Source organism: Fimbriimonadaceae bacterium (assembly GCA_023957775.1).
Taxonomy (GTDB): Bacteria; Armatimonadota; Fimbriimonadia; order Fimbriimonadales; family Fimbriimonadaceae; genus JAMLGR01.
The window spans coordinates 89001-112323 of sequence record JAMLGR010000011.1 but is presented as its reverse complement, the minus strand read 5'-3'; the positions used below and the strand labels follow the sequence as shown (position 1 = coordinate 112323).

The following is a 23323-nucleotide window of genomic DNA, read 5'->3' as shown; positions in this document are numbered from 1 at the left end:
CCCCTGAGGAGAGCCCATGGACGAACGTCGTGCCGATCTGACGCAAACACCCGACCTTCGACGCGAAGGGGGGACGGGTGCAACCCGCACGCGTCGCCCGATCTACCAGGACCTGATGCCTCCGTGCAACCACGCCTGTCCCGCGGGCGAGAACATCCAGGCGTGGCTCGCGCACGCGACGGCGGGAAGGTTCCGAGAGGCGTGGGACGTGCTCGTCGCCGACAACCCCCTCCCGGCCGTGCACGGACGCGTCTGCTACCACCCGTGCGAGAGCGCCTGCAACCGCGGCGAACTCGACAACGCCGTGAGCATCCACGCCGTGGAGCGCTACCTCGGCGACCTCGCTTTGGAGGAGAAGTGGACGCCGAAGGTCGATGCCAAACCGTCCGGCAAGCGCGTGCTGGTCGTCGGCGGCGGTCCGAGCGGTCTCTCCTGCGCCTACCACCTGGCCCGGTTCGGGCACCAAGTGGAAATCCGCGAAGCCGGCCCGCTCGCGGGCGGCATGATGCACTTCGGAATCCCCGCGTACCGCCTGCCCCGCGACATCCTGGCCGGAGAGATCTCCCGCATCGAGCGCATGGGCGTCTCGATCGTCGTCAACCACAAGGTCGAGGACCTTCGGCGCGAGATGAAAGAGGGCCGCTTCGACGCGGCGTTTGTGGCGGTCGGCGCTCACCTTGGCAAGAAGACCGAAATCCCCGCACGCGACGCGGGCAAGATGCTCGATGCCGTCCACTTCCTCAAGGACGTGGAGCTTGGGGAGGCCCCCAAACTTGGGCGCCGGGTGGCGATCTACGGCGGCGGGAACACGGCGATGGACGCCGCGAGGGTCGCCGTCCGCCTCGGCCACGAACCGATGATCATCTATCGGCGCGACCGCGACCACATGCCGGCGCACGCCTTCGAGGCCGACGAGGCGATGGAAGAGGGCGTCCAGATCCACTGGCTGCGCACGATCAAGTCGATCGACGCGGGTTCGATGACGGTCGAAGTGATGGAGCTCGACGCGGACGGGCGGCCGCGAGGCACCGGTGAGTTCGAAACGCTCGAAGCGGACGATCTGATCCTCGCCCTTGGCCAGGACACCGACACGGGCTTCCTTCGCAGCGTTCCCGAGATCGAGTTCAAGGACGACGGCACCGTGGTGGTGGACGGGTCCATGATGACCGGCCACCGGGGAATCTTCGCCGGGGGCGACATGGTGCCCTCGGAGCGCACGGTCACCATCGCCGTGGGGCACGGGAAGAAGGCCGCGCGGCACATCGACGCGTACCTCGAGGGCCAGATGTACGCGAAGCACTGCACTTCGGACATCGCCACGTTCGACAAGCTGCACCTTTGGTTCTACACCGAGGCGGCCAAGCGGATGCAGGGCCAACTGGAGATGGGCGAGCGGCGCAGCGGCTTCGGCGAGGTGGTACGTGGCCTCACGGAGTCCGAAGCCTCCTACGAATCGCAGCGGTGCCTCTCGTGCGGGAACTGCTTCGAGTGCGACGGGTGCTACGGCGCCTGCCCCGAAGACGCGGTGATCAAGCTTGGCCCGGGGAACCGCTACCGCTACGACTACGATCGCTGCACGGGGTGCGCGGTGTGCTTCGAACAGTGTCCGAGCCACGCGATCACGATGGTTCCGGAACCGGAGGGTGGCCATGTCTAAGAACCGCCTCGTCGATACGATCGACGGCAACGAGGCCGCGGCGTCGGTCGCTTACCGCGTGAACGAGGTGTGCGCGATCTACCCGATCACTCCCTCGTCCACAATGGCCGAACTCGCCGACCAGTGGTCGAGCGAGGGGCGCACGAACGTGTGGGGCAACGTACCCGACGTGGTCGAGATGCAGAGCGAGGGAGGCGCAGCGGGCACGGTCCACGGCGCCCTCCAGTCCGGTTCGCTGACCACGACCTTCACCGCGTCCCAGGGCCTCATGCTGATGACGCCCAACATGTTCAAGATCGCAGGCGAACTCACCTCGTGCGTGATCCACGTGGCGGCGAGGTCGCTGGCGACCCAGTCGCTCTCGATCTTCGGGGACCACCAGGACGTGATGGCCGTGCGGCCCGCCGGGTTCGCGCAACTCGCCTCCTCGTCGGTCCAAGAGGCGCACGACATGGCGCTGATCGCACAGGCCGCCACTCTGGAGGCGAGGTTGCCGTTCCTGCACTTCTTCGACGGGTTCCGCACGTCGCACGAGATCAACAAGATCGAGCTTCTCTCCGACGACCAGATCCGAGAGATGGTCGACGAGAAGCTGGTGATCGCCCACCGGCGGCGCGCGCTCAACCCCGACCACCCCTTCGTTCGGGGAACCGCCCAGAATCCGGACGTCTATTTCCAAGCCCGCGAGGCTTGCGGTGCCTACTACGAGCGGTGCCCCGAGATCGTGGAACACGCCATGGAGCGCTTCCACAAGATCGCGGGAAGGCGTTACCGTCTCTTCGACTACTTTGGCGATCCGGACGCCGAGCGCGTGATCGTCCTCATGGGTTCCGGCGCCGAGGCAGCGCGCGAAACGGTGGAACACCTCGTGGAGCGCGGAGAGAAGGTGGGAGTCGTCCAAGTCCACCTCTTCCGCCCGTTCTCCGCATCGCACCTGCTGCAAGCGCTGCCGGCGTCGGCCCGAGCCGTGGCGGTCCTCGATCGGACCAAGGAGCCGGGCGCGGCGGGCGAACCGCTCTACCTCGACGTGGTGGCGAGTCTGTCCGAAGCCCATGCGGAGGGGCGGTTGGACGCGATGCCCAAGGTGGTCGGCGGCCGGTACGGCCTCTCCTCGAAAGAGTTCCACCCGGGCATGGTCAAGGCCGTGTTCGACGCGCTGGCAGAAGGGCGCCCGAAGAACCACTTCACCATCGGCATCGACGACGACGTCCTGCACACGAGTCTGGCGTACGATCCGGAGTTCTCGACCGAAGGGGACGACGTCCACCGGGCGCTCTTCTACGGCCTGGGCGCCGACGGAACGGTTGGTGCCAACAAGAACACGATCAAGATCATCGGGGACGATCCCCAGTTCTACGCGCAGGGCTACTTCGTGTACGACTCGAAGAAGTCGGGCTCGCAGACCGTGTCGCACGTGCGCTTCGGGCACAAGCCCATCCGCTCGACGTACCTGATCCGTTCCGCCCAGTTCGTAGGCTGCCACCAGTTCGCGTTCGTGGAACGCATCGATGTTCTGCGCCACGCCGCCGAAGGCGCCACGCTGCTCCTCAACAGCCCCTACGCGGCCAGCGAAGTTTGGGAGCACCTGCCGCGCGCGATGCAGGAGCAGATCCTGAAAAAGAAGGTGCGCGTGTTCACGATCGACGCGTCGCGGGTGGCGCGCGAAGTGGGCATGGCCAACCGCACGAACACGATCATGCAGACGTGCTTCTTCGCCATCTCCGGGGTTCTGCCGCGCGAGGAGGCGATCGAGAAGATCAAGAACGCTGTCAAGAAGACCTACGGCCGCAAGGGCGAAGAGGTCGTGCGCAAGAACTTCGAAGCGATCGACCAGACCCTTGCCAACCTGCAGGAAGTCCCGATTCCCGCCCAGCCCGTCGGCGACGTGCGGATGCGCGCGACGGTCCCCGACGCCGCGCCCGAGTTCGTGCAGAAGGTCACCGCGGAGATCATGGCCGGTCGGGGCGACGCGCTCCCGGTAAGCGCGCTGCCCGACGACGGGACCTACCCCAGCGGCACGTCGCGCTGGGAGAAACGCGACATCGCCGAGTTCGTCCCGATTTGGGACCCCGAAATCTGCATCCAGTGCGGCAACTGCGCGTTCGTGTGTCCGCACGCGACCATTCGGGCGCGGCTGTTCTCGCGCGACCGGCTCGAAGCCGCCCCCGAGGGCTTTCCCAGCGCTCCGATCGACGCGCGCGGGTTCCCAGACACGCAGTACGCGTTGCACGTGTTCGAGGAGGATTGCACCGGGTGCGCGCTCTGCGTGGAGGCGTGTCCCGTGCGCAGCAAGGAGGAGGCGGGGCGGCGCGCGATCAACATGGCCCCCAAGCCGCAGCACGGCGAGGCCTCGAAGGCTCGCGCGGCGTTCTTCGAGTCGCTGCCCGTGAACGACCGCTCGTCGGTGGACTTCTCCACGGTGCGCGGCACGCAGTTCCTGGAGCCGTTGTTCGAGTTCTCCGGCGCGTGCGCGGGTTGCGGCGAAACCCCCTACCTGCGGTTGCTCACGCAGTTGTTCGGCGACCGGATGATGGTCGCAAACGCCACGGGATGCTCGTCGATCTACGGCGGGAACCTGCCGACCACCCCCTGGTCGGTCAACCACGAGCATCGCGGTCCGTCGTGGTCGAACTCGCTGTTCGAAGACAACGCGGAGTTCGGGCTGGGGATGCGCCTGGCCGCCGACCGCCACATGGCGCTTGGACACCGCATGCTGCGGGCCTTGGCCCCCGACCTGGGCCAGGAGTTCGTGGAGGAGTTGATCCACGCGCCGCAGCGCCTGGAGTCGGAGATCCGCCGCCAGCGGGACCGTGTCGAGGAGCTGCGCAAACGCCTCGCGACCCTCGATCGCCCCGAGGTCGCCCAGCTCGAATCCGTGGCGGACCACCTCGTCCGCCGCAGCGTGTGGATCGTCGGAGGCGACGGATGGGCCTACGACATCGGCTCGAGCGGCTTGGACCACGTGCTGGCCAGCGGGCGGGACGTGAACATTTTGGTGATGGACACGGAGGTGTACTCGAACACGGGCGGGCAAGCGTCGAAGGCCACGCCCCTGGCCGCGGTGGCGAAGTTCGCCAACGCGGGCAAGCAGGTGGGCAAGAAGGATCTGGCGCTCCAAGCGATCGCGTACGGGTACGTGTACGTGGCGCGCATCGCCCTTGGGGCGAACCCCCAGCAGACGCTGCTCGCTTTGCGCGAAGCGGAGACGTTCCCCGGACCGTCGCTCGTGCTGGCCTACAGCCACTGCATCGCCCACGGCATCCCGATGGAGACCGGGCTCGACCAGCAGTCGCGCGCCGTGCACAGCGGCTACTGGCCCCTCGTTCGGTTCAATCCCGAGCTTCGGGCAGCGGGCGTCAACCCGTTCGCCCTCGACTCGGCCAAGCCCACGCTGAAGCTGAAGGAGTTCACCGACAACGAGCTCCGGTTCCGCATGCTCCGCCAAACGAACCCGCGGAACGCCGACAAGCTGATGGACGACGCCCAAGCCGCGGTCGAGCGGAGGTGGAAGCTCTATGAGGAGATGGCGTCGCTCAGCTAGGAGCCGATGATCGTTGATAAACGACAAACGACCCTGACACCCGTCATAGCGTCCCCGCACCTCGCCCGCCACACTTTGAATGGAGGCTTCCGCACGGAAGCGCCAAGTAGATAGGCCCTTGAAAACCGAACCATCATCCAAGTTCGAGATCGTGACGCGCGAGGATTACTCCGACGTCACGTACATGCTGGAAGTCCACCACCCCCTGATGGCCAAGGCCGCGCAACCGGGCCAGTTCGTGATCGTGATGTCGCACGCCGGAGGCGAGCGCATTCCCTTGACGATCGCGGACTTCGATCGGGAGAGGGGGACGATCACCCTCGTGATCCAAGCCGTGGGCAAGACGACCCGAGCCATGCAGCAGACCTGCCAGGTCGGAACGACGCTCCACGGACTGGCCGGTCCCATGGGCGTCCCGAGTCCGCTGAAGGGGCACAAGAAGGTCGTGTGCGTCGGCGGAGGTCTGGGCGTGGCGCCGGTCTTCCCACAGGCGCGCGGATTCAAGGAGGCGGGAGCCCAAGTGATCGGGGTGCTCGGATTCCGCACGAAGGACCTCGTCTTTTGGGAAGACCGCTTCCGCGAGATCTGCGACGAGCTGATTCTGTGCACCGACGACGGCTCCGCCGGACTCAAGGGGTTTGTGAGCGACGGCATCCGAGCGGCGATCGACCGCCACAACGACATCGACGAAGTCGTCGCGATCGGACCGCCGATGATGATGCGCGCTTGCGCCGAAGTGACCCGGCCCCACGGCATCAAGACGGTCGTGAGCCTGAACCCGATCATGGTCGACGGGACCGGCATGTGCGGCGGGTGCCGGGTCAAGGTTGGCGGCAAGGTGCTGTTCGCGTGTGTGGACGGCCCCGATTTCGACGGCCATCAGGTGGACTTCGACGACTTGACGATGCGGCTCAAACGTTACGCCGAAGAGGAGCGCGTTGCAATGGAGCGCTGGAGCGAGACGTGCCGCATGCGCAAGGAGGCGGACGATGGCTAAGAAACGAACGATCCGGAGCATCCCGCAAACGCGGACCCCGGTTCGCGAACTCGATCCGAAGGAGCGCGCCAGGAACTTCGAAGAGGTGAACTGCGGCTACACCGAGGCCGAGGCGATCCTGGAAACCGAGCGCTGCCTCTTCTGCCCCGAGCCGCTTTGCATCTCCGGGTGCCCGGTGAGCATCGACATCCCCACGTTCATCCGCCAGGTGGGGGAGCGCGACTTCCGAGGGGCGTACGACACGATCGCGGCGACCAACCTCTTGCCAGCCGTGTGCGGGCGCGTGTGCCCGCAGGAGAACCAGTGCGAAGGCGTGTGCGTGGTGGGCGAATCGCTCGAACCCGTCGCGATCGGTCGCCTCGAGCGGTTCGTCGGCGACCGCGCCATCTCCGGCGGCTGGGCCAACCTCCCCTACACGGAGCCCAACGGATTCAAGATCGGCGTCGTCGGTTCCGGCCCAGCCGGGATGGCCTGTGCCGCCGACCTGGCAAAAGCGGGTTGCGCGGTGACCGTGTTCGAGGCGTTCCACGAGCCCGGCGGCGTACTCCGCTACGGCATCCCCGACTTCCGTCTTCCCAATTCGGTGGTGGACGCCGAGATCGAGAACCTCAAGAAACTCGGGGTCGAGTTCGAGTGCAACACGCTCGTCGGCCGACTGTTCACGATCGAGCAGATGATCGACGAGATGGGCTTCCACGCTGTGTTCATCGGAACGGGCGCGGGCTATCCCTCGATGCTCGGTATCCCCGGGGACTCGCTGAACGGCGTGCTCTCGGCGAACGAGTTGCTGACCCGCTGCAACCTGATGGGCGCCCGCAACTTCCCCAACGTGGACACCCCGCTGCCCCTGGGCAAGCGGGTCGCGGTGGTGGGCGCGGGCAACACGGCCATGGACGCCCTGCGCGTGTGCCTGCGGTTGGGCGCGGAGCAGGTGTCGTGCGTCTATCGCCGCTCCAAGGCCGAGGCGCCGGCTCGCGCGGAGGAGGTGCACCATGCCGAACAGGAGGGGATCGCGTTCCACTGGCTCACCAATCCGGTGGAGGTCCTCGACGACGGCGAAGGCAGCGTGCGTGGGATGACCTGCGTGCGCATGGAGTTGGGAGAGCCCGACGACTCGGGAAGACGCCGCCCCGTGCCGGTCGAAGGAAGCGAGTTCGAGATCGAGTGCGACCAGGTCGTGTTCGCGATCGGAACCAACGCGAACCCCATCATCGGCCAGACGTCTCGGCTGGAGCTCAACAAGTGGGGCTACCTCCGGGCGGACGACTCGTTGGCCACGTCGCTGGCGGGCGTCTACGCCGGGGGCGACATCGTGACCGGAGCGGCCACGGTCATCGAGGCCATGGGGGCCGGCCGCAAGGCGGCCCGGAGCATCAAGTCGTATCTGGGGCTTCGCGACCCGCTCGACGACGGGAAGGAAGACGCCCCCACCTTGTTTGGAATCGACACCAGGGAGCAGAACTTTGCCCGAATCCGCCTCGCCTAAAACCCGCCGAGCGAAGCTCGACACGCCCGCGCCCTCGACCAACGGAAACGGTCAACACGTGGCCCCCAAGGGCCGCAAGTCACCGCGCCGGACGGTCGTGACGCTTCAGGAGCACATCGTCGAGGTCATCAGCGACTCGGGCGAGGGCGCCCAGCGTTGCGGCCAATCGTTCGGCGCCATCGCGGCGCGCACCGGCAACGGGGTGTGGACGGTCGAGATCATTCCCGCCGAGATTCGTCCCCCGGCGCGCAGCGTCGCGGGGGCGAGCGGCAACCGCATCCGTGTGGGCGCCAAACGCGTGACCAACGGCGGCAACGAGACGGATCTCGTCGTGGCGTTTAACGAGCAGGTCTTGCTTGGGCGCATCCACTCCCGCGAACTGAAACCGGGCTCGACGATCCTGCTGGAGAGCATGTGGCGCGACGACCCGAATCCCAGCGTCGCGGCGTCCTACATGGACACGGTCCAACGCCTCGTCGCAGCCGGTTACCGGGTGATCGAGATCCCGATGGAGCAGGAGTGCCTGCGGCACGTCTCGGATGCGCGCAAGGGCAAGAACATGTTCGTCCTGGGCATGCTCTGCAACATCTACAGCTTCGACATGGAGCTCGCGCGCGACCAGGTCGCGCTCACCTTCCGCAAGAAGACCCAGGCGGTCATCGACAAGAACCTCGATCTCCTGGAGGCGGGCTACACGTGGGCCGAGCGGAACCTCGACTTCCAGTACAAGATCCCAGCCGTCCGCGCGACGGAGCCCCAGATCGTCGTGAACGGGAACACGGCCCTGGCGCTCGGGGTGCTCGCCTCGGGGATGGAGATCTGCGCGATGTACCCGATCACCCCGGCGACCTCGGTTTCGCACTACTTGAGCGAGGCGTTCGACAAGGTCGGCGGCCTGGTGCACCAGGCCGAGGACGAGATCGCCGCCTGCGCATTCGCCATCGGCGCCTCGTACGCGGGCAAATGCACGGTCACCGTGACCTCCGGCCCCGGATACTCGCTCAAGCAGGAGGCCATCGGGTTGGCCGTGATGGGCGAAATCCCCTTGGTCGTGGTCAACGTGCAACGTGGCGGTCCCAGTACCGGGCAGCCCACGAAGACCGAGCAGGGCGATCTCCTCACGACCATGTTCGGAAGTCACGGCGACGCGCCCAAGGTCGTCATGGCGCCTGCGACGATCGAGGACTGCTTCTACTCCGTGATCGCCGCCCGCAAGATCGCGGAGACGTTCAACATGGTGGTGGCGATCCTCTCCGACGCCACGCTGGCCACGTCGCAGCAGCCCTTCCCACGGCCGTCATTCCAAGAAGATTGGATGGCCCCACCGATCGACCAGACGCCGATCGAGCCCGGCTCGAAGCCGTACGACTGGGACCCTGAAACGGGTCTCGCGCGGCGGTTCTTGCCTGGGCAGGCAGGAGGCACCCACACGTTGACCGGGCTGGCCCACGACGAGTTGAGCCACGTGGCCTACGATTCGGACACCAACGAGCGTAGCCTGCGCGCCCGGAGCCTGAAGCTCGCCGCGCTTCAACGGACGCTGAAGACTCCGCCGGTGTTCGGCCCCCCCAAGGGCGATCTCCTCGTGGTGGGATGGGGCAGCACGAAGGGTGCGATCGAAGAGGCCGTGGGGCAGCTACAAGAAGAGGGACACAAGGTGTCGTCGCTTCATCTGACCTTCATCCAACCCATGCCGAAGGGGATCAAGGAGATCCTTCAGCGCTTCCACCAGGTGATGACGATCGAGGGCAACTGGAGCGACCGTTTGGAGGACTCGATCATCGACGAGAGCAACCGCCGCTACTCCGCGCTCGCCATGCTGCTGCGCGCGCGCACCCTGATCGCCGTGGACTGCTGGAGCGAGGTCCGGGGTCAGCCGATCAAGCCCAACACGATACGCCAAGTGCTTTTGGAGAAGCTCAAGAAGGCCTAGCGAGGAGACGATGCACAACGCACCCACCGAATGTCTGCTGCGGATGGTCGAAGAACGATTCGACCTCGAGGACTACCAAAAGGGCGTGCCCCGCTGGTGCACGGGCTGCGGCGACAACGCGATCCTCGCCGCCGTGCAGAGACTGTGCCGCGATGAAGCCTTGCGCCCCGAGAAGACCGTGTTCGTCTCGGGCATCGGATGCTCGAGCCGCCTGCCCCACTACATGAACACGTACGGGTTCCACGGCATCCACGGCCGTGCGCTTCCGATTGCAGAGGGGATCAAGATGGCGCGTCCCGATCTGGACGTGTTCGTCAGCACCGGGGACGGCGATTGTTGCAGCATCGGCGCCGCGCACTGGCTGCACGCCCTTCGCTACAACATGAACCTGACGGTGATGCTGCACGACAACCAGATCTACGGCCTCACCAAGATGCAGGCCTCCCCCACCTCTCCCCTCGGCCTGGTGACCAACACGACGCCCCGGGGCTCGTATCTGGGCGCGATGAACCCGCTTTCGGTCACGTTGGGCGTGCATAGCGCGTCGTTCGTGGCCCAGGCCGTGGACTGGATTCCCGAGGTCCTCTACCAGATTCTGCTGGCCGCCTACCGCCACCAGGGCTTCTCGTTCGTGCGCATCGTGCAGCGCTGTCCGGAGTGGCTGCCCAAGAACATGGACCCTTGGCTGCACGATCCCCAGCGGGTCCTATTGCTCAAGCACGAGAACGGATTGACGTTCGACGCCGACCTATCCCGCGTGTACTCGCGGCAGGAAGAACACGATCCGGCGAACATCGACCGCGCACGCGAGATCGCCTCCGCGGGCGACCCAATTCCCGTCGGCATCCTCTATCACAACCCCGATGCCCCGCTGTACGAGAACCTGAGGAGCGACAAGAGGCTGCGCACGGCCCGCATGGTTCAGGAGGGGCTGGACCGCGAGTTCGACAAGTTCACCGTTTGGCCGCAAGGCAGCGAGGGAGGATCCAACGCCTGACCACGGAGCCGCCATGGAAACCGATCGACAAGCCCAACTGACGTTTCATCTCACCGGCCGCATCGACGCGCCGGGAGTCCAGCCCCTCCAGGCGGGCGACCTTCGACCCGCCTTGTTCGCGCGCTTCCGGGACCTAACGAACCTGCGCTACGACTTCCCTCTGGTACTCGCCCCAAACGAGGTGTTGAGCCTCTCCGAGCTGTTCGACCGGGCCCTGGCAGGCTTTCCTGAAGACGCCGACCGAAGCCAACTGGTCCACCACGCCCGCGCCATCGAGCTAGACGTGCGCACCCGAGTCGCCGGAGGTGCACAGGGCGACCTCTCGGAGTTGGTGCAGAAGTCGATCGCCCGCCTCGTGCTCGAACGGGACGAGGTGTTCGCGAAGAATGCGGAATCGCTTCGCGCTGCGCTCGGAGCCGACGGCCCCGTGGTGGATTGCGATCGCGCGATGCCGTCCCGGCTGTTCGCCCACCTTTGGCGCGCGGCGCACACGCGAAAGGGCCGCGCCCTCCGGGCCGAGGTGGAGCGCCTCGTGCTCCGGCTGTCCGAAATCCTCCGGGCGGACTTCGTCCGCTCGGAAGCAGGCCGCAGCCCAGCAAACCTCAAAGCCTCGATCGGTTCGAGCTTCGAGTCGGCGTTCGACTTCGACGCGCTTTCGCGGACACTTGCCCGCAATGCACCCGTCGAAGCCCTGCCCGAAGCGAGACGGCAGCGGATCGAGTCGCTTCTGGAGGTCCTCCGCGGGCAGCGCTTCTATCCCAGTTCCGACGGCGGTGCCCAGCCCTACGAGTTTGTCTTCGAGAGCGCGTCCGCGGCCTTGGAGGCGTACCACGATCGGCTTCCCCACGCCATCGAACTCGCCCGCGCGATGGCTATCGCGGACCTGGAGGTCCGGGGGGAGTACCGCGAGTCGTGGCATGAGCCGCTCTTCGCAGACTTCGGGGCCAACGGCCTGGACCCCTCGGACCTCGACTCGTTTCCGGATTACCTCGTGTGCGTGAATTCGGGGAAGATGAAGGCGCCGGAGAACGCGCGTCTCGTCGAAATGCTCGCCATGGGCCTCCCCATGAAGATCGTGATCCAAACCGACGACCTCTTGGGAGGAGACCGCGCCGGCGACGAGCACCTCGCCTTCGGGCTCCACAACCGGCACCTGGTCTCCACCGCGCTGAGCCTCAGCGACGTGTTCGTGCTCCAAGCCGGCGCCTCAAGCCTTCCGGCGATGCGCAATCGCCTCGCCAAGGGCATTGCCGCGCCGGGACCGGCCCTGTTCAGCGTGTACTCCGGCGCCGGAGGCTCGCACGGCCCGATTCCTCCCTATTTGGTGGCGGCGGCGGCGACGGAGTCCCGGGCGTTTCCCGCCTTTGTGTACGACCCGTTCGGCGGAGGCGACTGGGCGACGCGGTTCCGCCTCGACGACAATCCCCAGCCCGAGTTGGATTGGCCCGTTCATCGTTTCTCGTACGAGGGTGCCGACATGCAGCGCGTGGAAGAGGAGCTCGCCTTCACCTTCCTCGACTTTGCGGCATGCGACCTTCGGTTCGCCAACCACTTCGCGCGCGTCGATCGGGAGCGGTGGAACGGCACGATGATGACGGCGCCGGACGCGTTGGCGCGCGAATCCAAGGGCCTCCCGGATCAGGTGCCGTACGTGATGCTCGTCGACGGAGACGATCGGCTGCACAAGGTGCTGGCCGACCAACGGCTGCTGCGCGAGGGGCGGCGTTGCCTCGGCATGTGGCGCAGCCTGCAGGAGTTGGGGGGCATCCACAATTCGCATGCCCAACGGCTGCTCGAGGCCGAGCGCCACGCTTGGGAGGCCCAAGCAATCCCTTCTGTGGAATCCTCCGAGGTAGTGCCCGCCTCCCCCGAGCCGGCGACTCCGGAGGAGCCCGTCGAACCCGTCGAGACGCCGCAAACGGACGATCCCTACATCGAGACGGCGCGGTGCACGAGCTGCAACGAGTGCACCCAGGTCAACGCGAAGATGTTCGCCTACAACGAGAACAAGCAGGCCTACATCGCCGACCCCGATGCAGGCACCTTCCGGCAGCTCGTCGAGGCGGCGGAAAGCTGCCAGGTGGCGATCATCCACCCTGGAAAGCCGCGCAATCCCGACGAGCCCGGATTGGAGGAGTTGCTGGAGCGGGCCAAGGTCTTTGCGTAGACACCGGAGCGAGCGGGTACCTTCCCTAGCGTGATCGCCCGACAACTTCTTTTCGCACTGGCGGCCTCCAGCCTCGCCGCCGCATGCTCCTTCGCCCCCTCCGATCCGGCCGACCCGACGGGCGGAGGACCTTCCGAAGCCGGCCAAGCGCGCAACGTCACCCAGCTCTACAACGACACGTGCGCCAAGTGCCACGGCGTGAACGGCGAGGGTGGTGGTGCAGGCGCCCACAGCTTCAACACGTGGGGGCGATTCGACCAGGACAACGATCGGATTTACTTCGACACGATCAAGAACGGACGGAAGGACATGGGGATGGAGGCGTACGGGCCAACGCTGACCGACCGGGAGATCTGGGCGCTCGTCGTCCACATCCGCGAGCTGCAGGCCAAGGCGCTGCGCGCCGAGACCGGCTCGACGCGGCCGGTGAACGGCGTGGTGAAGACCGACCTTCACAGCTACCGCATCGAAGACTTCGTCGACTCGGGGAAGGGACTCTCCACCCCGTGGTCCATCGACTGGCTCCCCGACGGGCGCGCGCTCGTCACCAACCGCCCCGGCGTGCTCTTTGTGATCGACAAGGGGACCCTGACCAAGGTGGACGGGATTCCCCCGAGCATCGAACTCGGCCAAGGCGGACTCCTCGAGGTGGCGCCGCACCCGGACTACGCCAAGAACGGCTGGATCTACCTCGGGATCGCCGACCAGGCGAAATCCGGGAACAGGGAAGCGCTCACGAAGATCGTGCGCGGCAAGATCGACTTTTCCAACGGCGGTGCGAAGTGGACGGCCGAGCAGACCATCTACGAGGCGGACCAGAAGTTCTACTCCGGCGCGGGCATCCACTTCGGCACCGAGGTCGTGTTCGACGGCAAGGGCCACATCTTCTTCTCGGTGGGTGAGCGGGGCACGAACATGCGGGCGCAGGACCCGACGACCCCCTACGGCAAGATCATGCGCCTCAACGAGGACGGCAGCATCCCTTCCGACAACCCCTACCCGGGCAACCCGATGTGGACCCTCGGCCACCGAAACCCGCAGGGGCTGGTGTTCGACCTCGACGGCAACCTCTGGGACACCGAGCACGGTCCGCGCGGCGGCGACGAGGTCAACCTGATCCAGAAGGGCCACAACTACGGCTGGCCGGTGATCTCGACTTCAATCAACTACAACGACTCGCCCTTCGTGCTCCCCTGGCCGACGGGCGACCAGGATTTCACGATGCACGTGTTCCGCTGGCTGCCGTCGATCGGCGCCTGCGGGCTCGACGTGTGCCGAGGCAAGGCCTTTGCGAAGTGGAAGGGCGACCTCTTCGCCGGAGGCCTGGCAGGCGCCAACGTCGACCGCCTTCGCATGAAGGACGGCGAATTCTACGACCGCGAGGAGATCCTCCACGGCATGGGGCGTGTGCGGGACGTCGCCTTCGGCCCCGACGGGAACCTCTACGTGATCCTGAACCAGCCGGACAAGATCATCCGCCTCGTCCCCACGGACTAGCTGGGAACTCACGCCCGTCAAGCGGGCGTGGCACCCTTTCCGCAATGGCTCTCAGCACGCCCGTCAAGCGGGCGTGGCACCCTTTCCGCTAGGGGTCGCGTTTTCGTTGGAACGGCATGCGTTTGACCCGGCCTCCGTACACGACGTACGAACTTGCGTCGGGGGCGAAGGAGACCCGGCCCAGGGGGCATGTGAAATCCCCGTTGGGCAGCGCCTTGAGGGTGTGCTTGTCGTCGTACACCTTGAGCACCAACGCACCGTCCTCCATCACGATCTGGTGCTCGGCCCCCACCTCTTCCGACTCGTAGGTGCCAGCAAACTTCTCGAGGGCCTTTGCGTCGTACGTCACGCGCACCTGGCGCTCGAAGGTGCGGGCTTTCCCCTCTGGCGGCTTCACGGTGAACCCGACGGGGCGCCCGTTGCGGGACACGATCGCGACCTCTTCTCCCTTGGTGGGCTCGTAGAAGCGGTCGGCGCCTTCGGCGACGAGACGCTTCTGGACGGCCGCATCGTCGACCAGCACGAGGCCCGCCTCGCCCAGGGTCACCTCGAGGAGCGCGTTCGACTCCGCGTCGAGATAGAGCCCCACCAGCGGCAGCAGGGAGGCGGGCTCTACGGGAACCGGTTTCGCTTCCCGCGGCTTCTCGGGAGGCTTCGGCTTTTCAAACTGGTCGGCCAGAACGATCGCCTCGATCTTGTCGGAGAGGGCGTCCGGATCGATCGCGTAGGAGTTGCAGAACACGAAGCTCATCGTGTCGGAGTCCGGATAGTAGTTCACCCGCGTTCGATAGCCGGCGAAGAACCCGGTGTGCGCGATCCGCTTCACTCCGCGGATGTCTCGCACGATCAACCCGCAGGCGTAGGTCATAGGCGTGCCGTCGTTGAACTTCTGCGGGGTCGTGAGTCGGGCGATCAGCTCTTGCTTGCCCTTGCCCAGCTTGTTGTGCTTGAAGTTGTCGAACCACTTCTGGAAGTCGTCGATGGTCGTCAAGAGGCCGCGCGTGCCCACCACGGCGTCGCTGTTGTGCGCGTTGGCGAACCCGCCTTCGATCGAGCCGCCATAGGCGAGGGCGCGCCCCGGGACGAGCATGCCCACACCGTCCTGGTACCGCGTATGGCTCATGCCGAGGGGCTCGAAGATCTGCTCGTGGCTGAACTGCTGGATGCTCTGCTTGGAGACGCGCTCCACGATCGTCTTGAGCAGGAAGTATCCCGAGTTGGAGTAGGAGTACTGGTCGCCGGGCTTGAAGTTCAGCTCCTTCTGGCGGCAGATCAGGGAGAGGATGTCGGCATCGGTGTAGTACGACTCGATGTCGATCCCCTTCAGCTCGTTGAGGCTGTAGTAATCGCGGATGCCGCTCGAGTGGTTGAGCAGGTGCTGGATCGTGGGTTCGGGGTCGTAGTGGGGCAGTTCGGGGACGTACTTGCGCACCGGATCGCTCAGCTTCAGCTTTCCCTGCTCCTCGAGCAGCAGCACGCACGTCGCCGTGAACTGCTTGCTGACCGAGGCGACGAAGAACACGTGCTCTGGAGTGAGCTTCACGTTCCGCTCGAGGTCCGCCATGCCGACGCCTTTGCGATAGAGGAATTTGCCGCCCCGAACCACACCGACGACAGCGCCCGGGGCGTCGGGCTGGGCGTAAGGGTGGAGGGCCAGGTCGATCAGCCGCGTCTGGCGCGCATCGAGCGGACCGGGCCCGGCAAGGGCGACCATAGCGATTGACAGGGTGGCCAGGAGAGCCATGGGTCTCACCATGGCGCGAGAATACCGTTGCAAACCCGCGATATCCGCTGGAGCGGGCGTAGTAAGGCTCAGCCATGCTGTTTCTTCCACCCATCGACGTCTACGTCAACCAAGAGCGGGTCACCTTCCCCGACCAGCAGCCGCTCATCGCCCACTCGCGGGTGCTGGTCCCGGTGCGGGGCGTGTTCGAGAAGATGGGCGCGCGCGTCGAGTGGACACCGCTGGTCACCGCCGTGACCATCGACAAGGACACCCTGCACATCGAGATGTCCATCGCGGACCGCACGGTGACGGTGAACGGCCAGACCCGAGCCATCGATCAAGGGGTCAAGGTGGTCGAGGGACGCCTGTTGGTCCCGATCCGATTCATCAGCGAGACCCTGGGAGCCACCGTCCGGTGGGATCCGGACGGGCGCACGGTCCACATCGACGCCCCGCCCCGCTAGGCATCGAGTCATCGGCCTCTTTGAGCGGACACCTTCGGAGGCAAGTTTCATCACGCCCGTCCAGCGGGCGTGGAACCCGATGGATTGCAGCCGGCCGCCATCCGCTTTCCAGCCATCGCCACTGGGGCGAACCTCCTGCGCATGCCGCAGTGTTACCGTCTACGGCTTCTGCCGAACACGGCGATTCCCACACCACCCAGCGTCACGACCGATGCGAGTCCCAGGCGCCACGTCAGCGACTCTCCGAGCAACAACACCCCGCCGAACGCTGCGACGATCGGGACGGCCAACTGCACCACCGCGGCCCGCGTCGCGGTCAATCCACGCAGCGCCTGATACCAGATCACATAGCCGACGCCCGAGGTGAAGGCGCCGGATACTGCAGCAAGCAAAACTCCTTCGGACGTCACGTGGAGTTGGCGCGCGAGCAGAGCCAGGGGGATCAGTCCAAACGGGGCCGCGCGCACAAAGTTCCCGGCGGTGGCGGCTCCTGGTTGAGGCACGCCGCGGCCCCACAGGGAGTAGAAGCCCCACGCGACGCCGGCCATGGCCATCGACGCCGCACCCAGGGGATCCGGCGCCTCCAACCCGGGGGAAACGAGGTACACCAAACCTCCCACAGCACCCGCGAGCCCCAGCCACTCCCACGCGGTGGGTCGCTCCCCGCCGACGATCCCCGCGGCGATCATGGTGGCCTGCACCGCGCCGAACAGGACCAGCGCGCCGGTTCCCGCGTTGAGCTCCAGATACGCGAACGAGAACGCGACGGCATAGAGAACGAGTGCGCCCGCCATTCGGGCCGACCCTTCCGCGAGCGGAGACCTCCGCCGCGGAACGGCCACCAGAATCCACAGCGCGACCGCACCCGAAGCAAGGCGAATCGACGTAAAGCTGGCCCAGTCGATCGCCCCATCGCGCAGCGCAAGTCGGCACAGCAGCGAGTTCGACGCGAACGCGACCAAGGTGAGAGCCACAAGCGCCAACGTGCGGGGTGACACCCGCTGAACGTACCTCAGGGGGACGGGAATCGGGAGTCGGGGGACGGGAATCGGGAGTCGGGAGTCGGGAAACGGGACGGTCGCAACACGAAGCCTTGCGCGTGCGTCGAATAAACCATGTCCATCCGACCCGTCGAGCGTGTGATCCAGACCAAGCCGACCCTGGAGGGTGCCGGGGTGCACCTTCAACGGGCATTTGGCTTCCACGAGACCAACGCGTTCGACCCCTTCCTGCTCCTCGACGACTTCCGCAACGACGATCCGGACCAGTATCTGGCTGGGTTCCCGTGGCATCCCCATCGCGGCATCGAGACGATCACCTACGTGCTCGCCGGAACCGTCGAGCACGGCGACTCGATGGGCAACCGGGGGGCGATCGAAGCGGGCGACATCCAGTGGATGACCGCCGGGCGCGGGATCATCCACCAAGAGATGCCCAAAGGCGACGCCCAGGGACGCATGCATGGGTTCCAGCTCTGGGCCAACCTCCCCTCGTCACTCAAGATGACGGCCCCCCACTACCAGGAGATCAAGTCCGCGGAGATCCCAGAAGTGATCGACGACGACGGCACCAAAGTGCGCGTCGTGGCCGGCGATTTTTGGGGCAAGCGCGGCTCGGTGGACGGCATCGCCGCCGACCCGATCTACCTCGACGTCTCCATTCCCCCTGGGGTGCGCAAGGTGCTGCCCATGGACACCCGCCGCCAGGCGTTCGCGTACGTCTTTGCGGGCGAAGGCGTGTTCGCCAACGCTTCCGATCCCCAACCCGTGCCCACCGAGGGGATCGACGGTTCGATCCAGCCCTCGGAGGTGAAGAACCGCTCTCTCGTGCAGTTTTCGAGCGGCGACGAGATCGTGGTGCAGGCGGGCGAAGAGGGATTGCGGTTCCTGTTGGTCTCGGGCAAGCCGCTCAAAGAGCCCGTCGCCTGGTACGGCCCGATCGTGATGAACACGAACGACGAAATCAAGCGGGCGATCAAAGATCTGAACGAAGGCACCTTCTTGGAGGCGGCCGACACGCGCTAGACTCGGTGCATGCTCATCGTGGTGTATCCCGACGAGTTTCTCTCGCACCACATCGCCAGGGGCATCCGCCGCAAGGGTCTCGACGTACGACGCTTCGAGTCTGTTCGAGCGGCATGGATGGAGATGAAGAGCCCAAGCGTCTCGGCCCTCGTCGTCCCTTTCGAGGAACCCGAGTTCGGCCGTCTCGGGGCACTTTCCGAAGTGCGCGCCGAGCCGACCCTGGCTCACGCGATGGTCATCGTGGCGAAGATCGACCCGGACTTCGATGAGATCCTCGACGCGTACGGCGCCGGCGCGGACCTCGTGCTCGACCTCAAGGACCCCGAATTCGCAACCCTGATCCTCAAGATTCTAAGAGCGTGAAACCCCTCCCCTTGCGCCCTTTGTGTTCCTTGCGTGCAACACCCTTCCCTCTGCGCGCCTCCAAGGTGCACAATGGAACCATGCTCACGGCCCTCGTCGCACTCATCGCCCTCCAAGCTCCCAACACGCTCTCCGACGCGGAGGTCAAAGCGGGGTGGAAGCTCCTGTTCGACGGAAAGACCACCCATGGTTGGCACAACTTCATGAAGGAGGGGATCGGATCCGGCTGGGTCGTCAAGGATGGCGCGCTCACCTCCGAAGACCCGGGCAAGGCCGGAGACATCGTCACCGACGACCAATACGACTGGTTCGAGCTGATCGTCGACTTCAAACTCACCCCGGGCGGCAACAGCGGGATCATGTTCCACGTGCAGGACACGGGAGAGGCCACCTGGCACAGCGGCCCCGAGGTGCAGATCTACGACAACGGGGCGAACGAAGCGGCCCAGAAGTCTGGCTGGTTGTACCAGCTCTACAGCTCCGACAAGGACTCGACCAAGCCCGTGGGCGAGTGGAACGAGATCCGCCTGCTCGTCACCCCGAAACACTGCGAGACCGATGTGAACGGCGTGAAGTACTACGATTTCGTGCTTGACAGCGACGACTTCAAGGCCCGAGTCGCCAAAAGCAAATTCGCCGAGCACGAGATGTTCGCATCGAAGCGGATCGGCCGCATCGCGATCCAAGGCGACCATGGGGTCGTCTCGTTCCGCAACATCAAGATTCGTCCCATCAAACAGTAGCTCGGGAACCCAGCCGGGGGAGAGACCTCCTCCGCGACGATTCCTTGAAGGCACCGCAACCGCGACCCTTCGTGTCGGTCGAGCTACTCCTTGGGAAGGCTGAACGTGAACGTCTCGTCGGTGGCGTCGGGCCGAATCAAGCGCAGAGTTCCCAACAGTTGGTTGGCATAGGGAGCCGTGGAATACGGCCGAAGGTCGTACTGGTATTGGCCGTCGGGGCCCTGGAAGGTCCCCACATGTGGGAATCCAGGGGTCGTGACATGGGCGACCAAGTAGATGGGTCCGTCTTGGATGTAGGTGAACACCCAACTCGCGTCGTTGTGCATCGCCCCAGCGTCGCCAAGGATGGAGTACTGACCGTTGATCTCCAGATTGCCGTGGGCCCCTCGGTTGCTCACCACCGGGCCGTAGAACCTCTGGAACGCGTCGGTCCCGGCGGGCAAACAGAAGTAATCGTAGTTCCCATTGAAGCTGTGGCAAGCTGCGGTCGAAAAGACGGTAAATCTGCCGAACCGCGAACCATTCTCGATCATCGTCAAGCTTGCTTCCGTTTGGCCGGCCGGAATCTGGATCTCGCTGGGTTGGAACGTCGCCGTGCCTGAGACGAACTGGTAGGTGCTGTCCTGGTTGCAGGGAGCCGCGAACCGGATCGTCACCGTCGCCTGTTCACCGGGCTTGAGTATCCAAGGGTCCCAACTGATCGTGGCCTGGGGACCTCCTCCGGCCTGAGTGTCGACGACCATCTGGTCATGGTTGCCAAATCGAATCACGCGACCGTCGAGGTACTCCCAGCGGACGGAAAACGTCGTCGAGCCTTGCGGGAGGTTGAAGTCGACGGTCGTTTGCCCGTCGAGCACGTCTCCCACCGGCACCTGGACCGAGTTCAGCCCAGAACCACCCGGCAGGACCCGCAGGTGATGCGTGTCGTCCGGAATGTTGGCGACGGCCAGATGCAGCTTGTAGGGGTTCCAATCCAGAAAGTGCTGGGCGTTGCCCTGGAGGTGGATGTCGTAGTCCGACGCGTCCGGCGTCCTGACGTTCAAGAGACCGTCACTTCCCGAGTAGTGGTACTTGGGGTCGAGATCGTTGAGGTCGTTCCCGTTGGCGTCGAGAATCTGGACCTGGAAGTGGATGACGTGGTCCGGCGCGCCCAGCTCGACGGAGGTGTTGAACATCTCGTACTGCGGCCAGTTCGTGCCGCCGGGGTAGTTGGCCAGCCACGGGGATGTGCCAATGGAGGGCGAGTCGTGCGTCACCCGAATCGAGTGGGCCACTTGCAAGAACTCCGGGGTCGGCTCCTTCAGTTCGAGTTGGACTTCAAAGGCATCGCCCGGCTTGACCACCCAGTCGTCAATGATAAGCCTGTAGGCGATCTCGAGATTTGTCACGGGATCGTCGTTGTTGGGACAACCCGAATTGCCCCCGCAGCCTCCCAGCCAGACGAACAGGAAGAGGAAGCCGACTACGAACTTCAATGAACGATACGAGCAACTCCGCACTATTGCACCATTTGGATAAGAGTTTCGATCCCCCAACAAGATAGCAACAAATGGACACAATGGCAACCGATCGTTCCAGGGCCTCCAGGAGGATCTCTCGCCGCGGGGGTTCACAAACCCCCTTGCTAACATCCATCATGGAGGCATGAGAGACGACGAAGTCCTCGCCATGACCGAGCGCTACGGAACCCACAACTACCACCCTCTTCCCGTGAACATCGTCCGCGGAGAGGGACTTTACGTGTGGGATGGCAGCGACAAACGGTACTTCGACTGCATCGGTTCCTACTCGGCCGTGGCGAACGGCCACGCCTCACCGGCCGTCGTCGCGGCCGCCAAGGCGCAGCTCGAAAAGCTGACGCTCACGAGCCGGGCGGTGTACACGACCGAGCTGGCACTCTTTCTCAAGAGGGTCTGCGAATACACCGGGACCGACATGGCCTGCCCCATGAACACCGGCGCGGAGGCCGTGGAGACGGCGATCAAGCTCGCACGCAAATGGGCGTATTCGGTGAAGGGGATCGAGCCGGACAACGCGGAAATCCTCGTGGCGAAGAACAACTTCCACGGGCGCACGACCACGATCGTCGGGTTCAGCACGGAAGCCCAGTATCGGGATCTCTTCGGACCCTACGGCACCGGCTTCAAAGTCGTCGAGTTCGGGAACCTGGACGCCGTGGAAGCGGCGATCACGCCCAACACGTGCGCGGTGCTGATGGAACCGATCCAGGCCGAGGCGGGGATTCTCTTCCCCCCGGAGGGCTTCATGGCCGGTCTCAGGCGGCTTTGCGACAAGCACAACGTGCTGCTCGTTTGGGACGAGATCCAGACGGGTTTTTGCCGGACCGGCAAGAAGTTCGCCTGGCAGCACGAGGACGCGGAGCCGGACCTCATGTGCCTCGGCAAGGCGCTCGGCGGCGGCGTCCTACCGGTCTCGGCCGTGGTCGGCAAGCGCAAAGTGATGGAGGTGTTCGAACCCGGAGACCATGGAAGCACGTTTGGAGGCAATCCCCTCGCGTGCTCGGTGGCGGTTGCCGCGATGGACGAAATGGACGAGCTCGACCTGGCCGCCAACTCGGCTTGCCAGGGCAAACGAATGGTCGACGCGATGCGCGCGATGGCCAAAGGCCCGTTGGCTTCCGTGATCCAAGACGTGCGCGGACGAGGCTTGCTGGTAGGCCTCGAAGTGCGCCCAGAGGTGGACACCCAAGCGCTGCAGAGTTCGTTCCTCAAGCACGGAGTGCTGACCAAGGAGACGCGCTCCCGGACGTTCCGGTTCGCGCCTCCCCTGATCCTCGACGACGGGTCGTTGGCCGATCTGCTGGCGAGGGTCGAGCGCGCGCTGACCCCAGACTAGCTATCCCCAGGGCCGCTTCTTGGCGGGTTTCTGGGTGAACGCCTGTCGGATCGTCTCGCCGTCGAAGCCGCTTGGAATCTCGCCGCTTTGCGCGTAGCTGAACACCGCGGTCGTGTAGATCCCGTTCATGCACGCCCCCACGGCGGCGAGGACCGCCCAGTAGAGAACGGACAGGGCCACTGCGCCGATGATGAGGGCCGCGATGCCGGTGAAGGCCGTCGCAACGATCAAGACCACCGCCGGAATCGCCATCACGAACACGGCCAGGGAAACCCCTGCGTTGCCGATCAGGGTCTCGCCCCACGTCTTCTTGATGGTCGCCCAAGAGCCCTTCACGGCATCGAAGGGGCCGACTCCCTTCAACACCAACATCGGCACCGCGAAGAACGTGACGATGTTCCACGCCGCGCCCAAGAGCCCGATGATGATCTGCCCGACGATGCCGAGGCGCTCGGAAATCGCGTTGAGGATCGTGCCGATCGTCGCCGAGAGCAGGGACCATCCGATAATCGGGCCCAGCCGGCTCATCGCCGCGTGGATCCCGTCTCCGAACTCGGCGCTCCGGCCCTCCAGGGCCTCGTTCGCGCAATGGATCAAGGCCGCGTTGAAGAACACGACCACGAAGTAGCTGACGAGGTAATAAGCGAACGTGACGGCATAGGCGTAGGCAGGCGGTTGCTCGAGGTTCTTCAGCCCGACCGCCGCAACCAGGGGAATAAAGAAGCTCGCGGTCACCAAGAGGATCGCGACCGACGAGACCACGGGGAACACCGCCAGTTTCGGATTTCCACGCAACACGGCCCAGCTCTGCTTCGCCAGGCTCCAAGATCGTTCCAACCTTCCCATGCCTTCAGTATAGTGCGCCTGAGTCC

Annotated in this window: 17 protein-coding genes; 13 read left to right on the top strand and 4 right to left on the bottom strand. The window is 65.3% G+C overall.

Features of this window, described 5'->3' with window-relative positions; translation table 11 throughout:
- Positions 1-16: 16 nt before the first annotated feature.
- The 8 genes from M9921_10645 to M9921_10610 all read left to right on the top strand — a co-directional run bounded on the left by M9921_10645 (position 17) and on the right by M9921_10610 (position 14275).
- Positions 17-1657 (top strand): NAD(P)-binding protein, encoded by a 1641-nt coding sequence (locus M9921_10645; protein ID MCO5297304.1) that lies wholly within the window; start codon positions 17-19, stop codon positions 1655-1657.
- Positions 1650-5198, top strand: coding sequence for a pyruvate:ferredoxin (flavodoxin) oxidoreductase (gene nifJ / locus M9921_10640; GenBank protein MCO5297303.1), 3549 nt, complete (start codon positions 1650-1652; stop codon positions 5196-5198). The genes M9921_10645 and nifJ overlap by 8 nt, the downstream gene beginning before the upstream one ends.
- 118 nt (positions 5199-5316) lie before the next feature.
- Entirely contained in the window at positions 5317-6195 is an 879-nt protein-coding gene (locus M9921_10635; protein MCO5297302.1) for a sulfide/dihydroorotate dehydrogenase-like FAD/NAD-binding protein, read from the top strand.
- Entirely contained in the window at positions 6188-7681 is a 1494-nt protein-coding gene (gene gltA / locus M9921_10630; protein ID MCO5297301.1) for an NADPH-dependent glutamate synthase, read from the top strand. Before M9921_10635 ends, gltA begins: the two co-directional genes overlap by 8 nt.
- A complete protein-coding gene (locus M9921_10625) occupies positions 7659-9614 on the top strand; it encodes a 2-oxoacid:acceptor oxidoreductase subunit alpha (GenBank protein ID MCO5297300.1) in 1956 nt (651 codons plus the stop codon). Before gltA ends, M9921_10625 begins: the two co-directional genes overlap by 23 nt.
- A 10-nt stretch (positions 9615-9624) precedes the next feature.
- Positions 9625-10611: a thiamine pyrophosphate-dependent enzyme gene (locus tag M9921_10620; protein ID MCO5297299.1), complete on the top strand. Its 987-nt coding sequence runs from the start codon at positions 9625-9627 to the stop codon at positions 10609-10611.
- A gap of 13 nt (positions 10612-10624) precedes the next feature.
- The gene (locus M9921_10615) at positions 10625-12778 is read left to right on the top strand and encodes a ferredoxin (protein MCO5297298.1); all 2154 of its coding nucleotides are present in this window, start codon (positions 10625-10627) and stop codon (positions 12776-12778) included.
- Positions 12779-12808: 30 nt separating this feature from the next.
- Complete coding sequence (locus M9921_10610; GenBank protein ID MCO5297297.1) at positions 12809-14275, top strand: PQQ-dependent sugar dehydrogenase; 1467 nt, start codon at positions 12809-12811, stop codon at positions 14273-14275.
- An 88-nt stretch (positions 14276-14363) separates the two neighbouring features.
- Here M9921_10610 and M9921_10605 read toward each other — a convergent pair whose 3' ends face one another.
- Positions 14364-16019, bottom strand: coding sequence for a serine hydrolase (locus M9921_10605; protein MCO5297296.1), 1656 nt, complete (start codon positions 16017-16019; stop codon positions 14364-14366).
- Between the two features lie 74 nt (positions 16020-16093).
- Between M9921_10605 and M9921_10600 the strand changes: the two genes are divergently transcribed.
- Entirely contained in the window at positions 16094-16465 is a 372-nt protein-coding gene (locus M9921_10600; GenBank protein ID MCO5297295.1) for a copper amine oxidase N-terminal domain-containing protein, read from the top strand.
- A 152-nt stretch (positions 16466-16617) separates the two neighbouring features.
- On the opposite strand, the gene M9921_10595 is transcribed toward M9921_10600, so the two are convergent.
- The gene (locus tag M9921_10595) at positions 16618-17463 is read right to left on the bottom strand and encodes a DMT family transporter (GenBank protein MCO5297294.1); all 846 of its coding nucleotides are present in this window, start codon (positions 17461-17463) and stop codon (positions 16618-16620) included.
- Positions 17464-17580: 117 nt separating this feature from the next.
- Between M9921_10595 and M9921_10590 the strand changes: the two genes are divergently transcribed.
- The 3 genes from M9921_10590 to M9921_10580 all read left to right on the top strand — a co-directional run bounded on the left by M9921_10590 (position 17581) and on the right by M9921_10580 (position 19595).
- On the top strand, positions 17581-18489 hold the full coding sequence (locus M9921_10590; GenBank protein MCO5297293.1) for a pirin family protein: 909 nt from the start codon (positions 17581-17583) through the stop codon (positions 18487-18489).
- 9 nt (positions 18490-18498) lie between these two features.
- Complete coding sequence (locus M9921_10585) at positions 18499-18852, top strand: hypothetical protein (protein ID MCO5297292.1); 354 nt, start codon at positions 18499-18501, stop codon at positions 18850-18852.
- Positions 18853-18932: 80 nt separating this feature from the next.
- Positions 18933-19595, top strand: coding sequence for a DUF1080 domain-containing protein (locus M9921_10580; GenBank protein ID MCO5297291.1), 663 nt, complete (start codon positions 18933-18935; stop codon positions 19593-19595).
- A gap of 83 nt (positions 19596-19678) precedes the next feature.
- Here the strand turns inward: M9921_10580 and M9921_10575 are convergent, their stop codons facing one another.
- A complete protein-coding gene (locus M9921_10575) occupies positions 19679-21070 on the bottom strand; it encodes a hypothetical protein (protein MCO5297290.1) in 1392 nt (463 codons plus the stop codon).
- A gap of 169 nt (positions 21071-21239) precedes the next feature.
- On the opposite strand from M9921_10575, the gene rocD reads away from it, so the two are divergent.
- Complete coding sequence (rocD, locus tag M9921_10570) at positions 21240-22451, top strand: ornithine--oxo-acid transaminase (GenBank protein ID MCO5297289.1); 1212 nt, start codon at positions 21240-21242, stop codon at positions 22449-22451.
- Here the strand turns inward: rocD and M9921_10565 are convergent, their stop codons facing one another.
- The gene (locus M9921_10565; protein MCO5297288.1) at positions 22452-23297 is read right to left on the bottom strand and encodes a DUF6159 family protein; all 846 of its coding nucleotides are present in this window, start codon (positions 23295-23297) and stop codon (positions 22452-22454) included.
- Positions 23298-23323 lie beyond the last annotated feature (26 nt).

What these genes read in the sequence shown, in the direction of transcription:
- M9921_10580 (MCO5297291.1), top strand. Translation starts at nt 18,933, where the DNA reads ATGCTCACGGCCCTCGTCGCACTCATCGCCCTCCAAGCTCCCAACACG.
- gltA (MCO5297301.1), top strand. Translation starts at nt 6,188, where the DNA reads ATGGCTAAGAAACGAACGATCCGGAGCATCCCGCAAACGCGGACCCCG.
- M9921_10605 (MCO5297296.1), bottom strand. Translation starts at nt 16,019, where the DNA reads ATGGCTCTCCTGGCCACCCTGTCAATCGCTATGGTCGCCCTTGCCGGG.
- nifJ (MCO5297303.1), top strand. Translation starts at nt 1,650, where the DNA reads ATGTCTAAGAACCGCCTCGTCGATACGATCGACGGCAACGAGGCCGCG.
- rocD (MCO5297289.1), top strand. Translation starts at nt 21,240, where the DNA reads ATGAGAGACGACGAAGTCCTCGCCATGACCGAGCGCTACGGAACCCAC.
- M9921_10615 (MCO5297298.1), top strand. Translation starts at nt 10,625, where the DNA reads ATGGAAACCGATCGACAAGCCCAACTGACGTTTCATCTCACCGGCCGC.
- M9921_10600 (MCO5297295.1), top strand. Translation starts at nt 16,094, where the DNA reads ATGCTGTTTCTTCCACCCATCGACGTCTACGTCAACCAAGAGCGGGTC.
- M9921_10565 (MCO5297288.1), bottom strand. Translation starts at nt 23,297, where the DNA reads ATGGGAAGGTTGGAACGATCTTGGAGCCTGGCGAAGCAGAGCTGGGCC.
- M9921_10620 (MCO5297299.1), top strand. Translation starts at nt 9,625, where the DNA reads ATGCACAACGCACCCACCGAATGTCTGCTGCGGATGGTCGAAGAACGA.
- M9921_10590 (MCO5297293.1), top strand. Translation starts at nt 17,581, where the DNA reads ATGTCCATCCGACCCGTCGAGCGTGTGATCCAGACCAAGCCGACCCTG.
- M9921_10645 (MCO5297304.1), top strand. Translation starts at nt 17, where the DNA reads ATGGACGAACGTCGTGCCGATCTGACGCAAACACCCGACCTTCGACGC.
- M9921_10585 (MCO5297292.1), top strand. Translation starts at nt 18,499, where the DNA reads ATGCTCATCGTGGTGTATCCCGACGAGTTTCTCTCGCACCACATCGCC.